This is a genomic window from Xanthobacter sp. BG11Y11_SDJG, from assembly GCF_057364445.1.
Genome location: NZ_JBNFNU010000474.1, coordinates 1 through 2898 on the forward strand (window position 1 = coordinate 1; position 2898 = coordinate 2898).

At 70.7% G+C, this 2898-nt stretch carries 4 protein-coding genes; all 4 read left to right on the plus strand.

Translation table 11 applies throughout. The features are described from left to right. Positions 1 to 343: hypothetical protein (locus AC2W7M_RS23085; protein WP_486135237.1), on the plus strand; the 343-nt coding region annotated here is incomplete at its 5' end. A gap of 209 nt (positions 344 to 552) precedes the next feature. Then, positions 553 to 750 carry a hypothetical protein gene (locus tag AC2W7M_RS23090; RefSeq protein ID WP_486135239.1) on the plus strand — a complete coding sequence of 66 codons (198 nt, stop codon included), beginning with the start codon at positions 553 to 555 and terminating at the stop codon, positions 748 to 750. A 120-nt stretch (positions 751 to 870) separates the two neighbouring features. Beyond that, complete coding sequence (locus AC2W7M_RS23095) at positions 871 to 1983, plus strand: phage tail tape measure protein (protein ID WP_486135240.1); 1113 nt, start codon at positions 871 to 873, stop codon at positions 1981 to 1983. Beyond that, entirely contained in the window at positions 1923 to 2714 is a 792-nt protein-coding gene (locus AC2W7M_RS23100; protein ID WP_486135242.1) for a hypothetical protein, read from the plus strand. Before AC2W7M_RS23095 ends, AC2W7M_RS23100 begins: the two co-directional genes overlap by 61 nt. The last annotated feature ends 184 nt before the right edge of the window (positions 2715 to 2898 follow it).

The window sequence follows — 2898 nt, forward strand, 5'->3', positions numbered from 1 at the left end:
GGCGGAGCCCCAGGCGGCGGGGCGGCGGCGCCCTTCGGCCGATGCGGTGGCCGCGGCCCTCGCCGCAGGCGTCACCGGCGACGACGTGCGCCTAGTCGCTGCCTTCGTTCAGCATCATGGCCCGCGCGTCGTCGAAGCGGTGGCCGAGATGGGCGAAACCAGCGCGGCCGTCGCAGAACTGGTCGTCGCGTTCGACCGCATCGCCAACCTCCTCCTGGATGATCGCGCGGACCGCATTGCGGCGCTGCTCGATCATGCCGCCACGGCGGCGGATCGCGCAGCCGAAGTGCGCACCCTCACCAAAACCCGCCGCCGCACGCCGCGCGTGGCCACCCGCCACTGATCGGCTCCCACCGTCGCGCGCGGCGCCAATCTGACCTTCAATCCAAGGATCGCCCCCTATGCCTCAAGCCCCTTCCACCACTGCCAAGCGCCGCCGCACCGGCAGCACCGCGCTATTGCGCGCTCATCCTCCGGCGCCGGGGCCGGCGCGGCGACCGCGGTCACCTGCGCCTCGCCAACCCCATCAACCGCCCGCGCCTCATCGCCGCCGTGACCCTGCGCGAGGCGACGCTCGCCGAGGTGGGTGCATGGAGCGCCGGCGAAGCCGATGAGATGGCGCTGGTTTGCGCGATGGCCGGCCTCGCGCGCGAGGAGTTCGCCGCCCTGAGCTGGTGCGATGCCGAGCGGATCATGAAGGCCGCTCATTTCCTGTTGCCTGACATCGGCCCGGCCCCAGCGGCCGCCTGAGGGCGCCCGCGCGGCGCTTTTGCCATCCGCCCCCACCCCGAACACCAGCGCCGCCCGGCGGCAAAGGAGTTTCGCATGGCAAATATGACATCAACGCTGACGCTGCGCCTGATTGACCAAGTGTCCGGCCCGGCGAAGAAGCTTGAAGGATCTCTGAAAAATCTCGACTCCAAGGCCCGCGGTGCGGTGGGCCGGCGCGGCGGTGGTGGCGGCATGGTCGCCGGCATCGGCGGACGCATGGCCTCCATCGCCACCGCCGCGGCCGGCTATGGCGCCGTGCGCGGCGTTTCCCGCGCCGTGCAGGAGTATGCCGAAGCCGACCGCGCGCTCACCCGCGTGCGCATCACGGCGGAAGCCTCCACCGCCGAAATCGAGCGCGCCGGGCTGGCACTTCAGGCGCTCGCGCAGGCGGTGGCGCTGCCGCGCGAGGACCTGGTAAAGGGCCTCGACGTGCTGGTGCAGGCCGGCTTCAATTTGCAGGAGGCCATGGCCTTCCTGCCCTCTGTCGCGGCCACGGCGCAGGCCACCGGCGCCCAGGTCGAGGAGGTCGGGCGCAGCGCCGCGGCCATGGCGACCTCGCTCAAGGTGGAGGCGGCAGCCATGGGCCGCTCCTTCGACGCCCTAGCCGTGAGCGGCAAGCTCGGCATGTTTGAAATCAAGAACATGGCCGAACATCTCCCCCGCGTCCTCGCGTCGGCGGCCAAGCTGGGCTTCGCCGGCGCCGATGGTGTCGAGCGCATCGGCGCCATGCTCCAGATTTCGCGCAAGGTGTCCGGCACGGCCGAGAGCGCCGCGGTGGGCGTGGCCGACGCATTCGAAAAGATCTTGTCCCCCACGGTTCTGAAGGCCGCGAAGAAGCACAACCTCGATCTCTTGAAGATCATGGAGGTGGCGCAGAAGCGCGGTGAGAACGGCGCCGAAGCCATCGTGCAAGCGCTGATGAAGGCGACGAAGAACATGAACGACCTTCGCCGCAATGCTTTCCTCTCCTCCATCTTCGCCGAGTCGGATTCGCGCCGCTTCATCGTCGCGATGATTGAACACTGGGAAGAATACAAGTCTGCCGTCTCGCGCGTGAAGGCCGCGAATGGCACCATCGCCGGGGACCTCGCGAAGGTGACAGGCGACGCGGAGGCGTCGATCCAGCGCCTCAGCAACGCCTGGAACGCCTTTTGGTCTCCTCCGGAAAGCTGGCCTACGACGCGGGCGCCGGCGGGTTCCTGGAAGATCTGAACCTCGCCATCCGCGCGCTCTCTGAAGGCCTCAAGCAGGCGAACGACGCGGCCGAGGACCTGTTCGGCGCCGGGCCGGGCAAGGCTTGGGATGAGAACGTGCGCAGGCCGGCGCGGGCAAAGATCGAGCGCATGGAAGCCGAGCGCGAAGACCCGTTCCGCAAGCGCGAGCGCCAGGCGCAGGAGGAGCTGGACGCGCTCGAGGCCGAGCTCGCGAAGAAGCGCAAGACCCTCGCCGGCAATCCCGTCGGCGCGCTGTTCATCGCCGAGCAGATCAAGGCGCTGGAGCAGCAGCGCCGCGAGGCGGTGGAGCGGCGCGACCTTTACAATGGCTTCAAGGCCCCGGGCGTGGAGCCCGTGCGAAACGGCGACCTCCCGGGCGGTGGCGGTGCCATGGGCATGGGCACGGTTGAGGGGGTGGCCCGCATGGACGCGGCGGCGCTGGCGGCTGGCGATGCCGGCGCCGCGGCCATGCAAGCCTTCGCGGCCGGCATCGAGCGCCAGGCCTCCGTTGCGCTCGCGGCCGCCGACCGCTTCATCGCGGACCTGAAGGCCCGCCTCTCCGTCACCATCTCCCCCACCATCGCCCCGAACTATGTTGCCCCCGGCGGTGGGGCGGCGCCTGCGCCCGCCGGCCCTGGCAAGCAGAGCCGCGTGCTCACCGGCTCGGATGCGCGCCGCATCGTCCGCTTCGAGGGCGACCGTATGTACCGCAACACTGGCCTCGCCTGAGGCCCCGCATCTGCCGCGGGCCGCAGCCGTGCGGCCCCCATCCACCGCGAGAAGGACCGATTTTGATGGCGAAGAACGCCGCCGCCTCTCCACCGGCCGCCGGAGGCTCCGTCCGGCAGCACCCCGCCCACCGCGGCGCCGGCGCAATCCCCCGAGGAACGCATCGCCGCCGCTGGTGCGCGGG